Consider the following 1,934-nt stretch of genomic DNA (forward strand, 5'->3'; position numbering starts at 1 on the left):
GTCGGCATCGTGGTCGACGACGCGATCGTGGTGGTCGAGAATGTCGAGCGGCATCTCGAGCATGGCCTGAGCCGGCGCGAAGCCGCACTCAAGACCATGGAGGAGGTCGGAGGCGCGCTGGTCTCGATCGCGCTCGTGCTGTGCGCGGTGTTCGTGCCGACCGCATTCCTCGGCGGCATCTCCGGGCAGTTCTTCCAGCAATTCGCCGTGACGATCGCGGTCGCGACCGCGATCTCCTGCTTCTGCTCGTTGACGCTGTCGCCGGCGCTGGCCTCGCGGATACTCGTTCCGCATGAGGCGAAGCGGCCGGCGGCACGCTGGAACCTGATCGCGCGCGGCTGGTCCGCCTTCACCGGCGTCTTCAACCGCATATTCGACCGGCTGGCGCATGGCTATGCGGCGGCGGCATCCTTCGTGATCCGGCATTCGGCGACGATGCTGCTGCTCTATCTGGTGCTGATCGGCAGCGCCGGATGGCTGCTCGCCACCACGCCGCAGGGCTTCATCCCGGCGCAGGACCGCGGCTACGTCATCGTGTCGGTGCAATTGCCTGGTGCTGCGTCGCTCCAGCGCACCACCGAGATCGTGCGCCAGATCGAGAAGATCGCGCTCGAGGTGCCCGGCGTGGTCCGCGTACCGGCATTTGCCGGCTTCTCCGGCGCGACGCGAACCCAGGCGAGCAACGCCGCGGCGCTGTTCCCGGTGTTCGACGAACCGGAGGAGCGCGCCAGGAAGGGGGAGACCGCGACCAAGATCACCAACGAGCTGCGTAAGCGGCTCGCCTCGATCCAGGGCGCCTTCATCATCGTGATCCCGCCGCCCGCGGTGCCCGGCATCGGCACCGGCGGCGGCTTTGCGATGCGCATCCAGGACCGCCAGGGCCGTGGGTCGCAACTGCTCGCCTCCGCCACCGACGAGCTGGTCGGCGCGGCGCGCAAGGCGCCCGGACTGACGGCGGTGTTCTCGCCCTACACGGCCAACACGCCGCAGGTGTTCGTCGATATCGACCGCGTCAAGGCGCAGAAGCTCGGCGTTCCGATCGCCAACGTCACCGACACGATCGAGACTTATTTCGGCTCGACCTATGTCAACGACTTCAACCTGTTCGGGCGCACCTATCACGTCACCGCGCAGGCCGACTTGCCGTTCCGCAAGGAGACCACCGACCTTGCGCGGCTGCGCACCCGCAATGCCAATGGCGACATGGTGATGCTCGGCAGTGTCGTCGACTTCAAGGACATCTCGGGGCCGGATCGAGTCGCACGCTACAACCTCTATCCGACCGCCGAATTGCAGGGCGATACGCTGCCCGGCACCAGCTCGGCGACCGCGATCGACACCATGAAGAAGCTCGCGGACGAGACGCTGCCGTCGGGCTTTGCCTATGACTGGACCGACCTGTCCTACCAGCAGGTCAACGGCGCCAATGCCGGCCTCTACGTGTTCCCGATCTGCGTGCTGTTCGTCTATCTCGTGCTGGCCGCGCAATATGGCAGTTGGACATTGCCCTTTGCGGTGATCCTGATCGTGCCGATGTGCCTGTTCGCGGCGACCATCGGCGTGCGCATCATGGGGCAGGACGTCAACATCCTGACCCAGATCGGCTTCGTGGTGCTGGTGGGGCTCGCCGCCAAGAATGCGATCCTGATCGTCGAGTTCGCCCGCGACATCGAGCTTGAGGGCCGGTCGCGGCTGGAGGCGGTGATCGAGGCCTGTCGCCTGCGCTTGCGGCCGATCCTGATGACGTCGTTCGCCTTCATCCTCGGCGTGCTGCCGCTGGTGGTGTCGACCGGCTCGGGCTCGGAGATGCGCCAGGCGGTCGGGGTTGCCGTGTTCTTCGGCATGCTCGGCGTCACGCTGTTCGGCCTGATCTTCACCCCGATCTTCTACATGGTGGTGCGCAACCTCGCGGAAGGAAAGAACGAGGGCAAGCC

At 66.2% G+C, this 1,934-nt stretch carries 1 protein-coding gene; it reads left to right on the forward strand.

Going from position 1 to position 1,934, the window contains the following annotated elements:
* The coding region (locus tag AS156_RS19270) for an efflux RND transporter permease subunit (RefSeq protein ID WP_136626307.1) at positions 1-1,934 on the forward strand (1,934 nt) is incomplete at both ends.

Source organism: Bradyrhizobium macuxiense (genome assembly GCF_001542415.1).
GTDB lineage: Bacteria > Pseudomonadota > Alphaproteobacteria > Rhizobiales > Xanthobacteraceae > Bradyrhizobium > Bradyrhizobium macuxiense.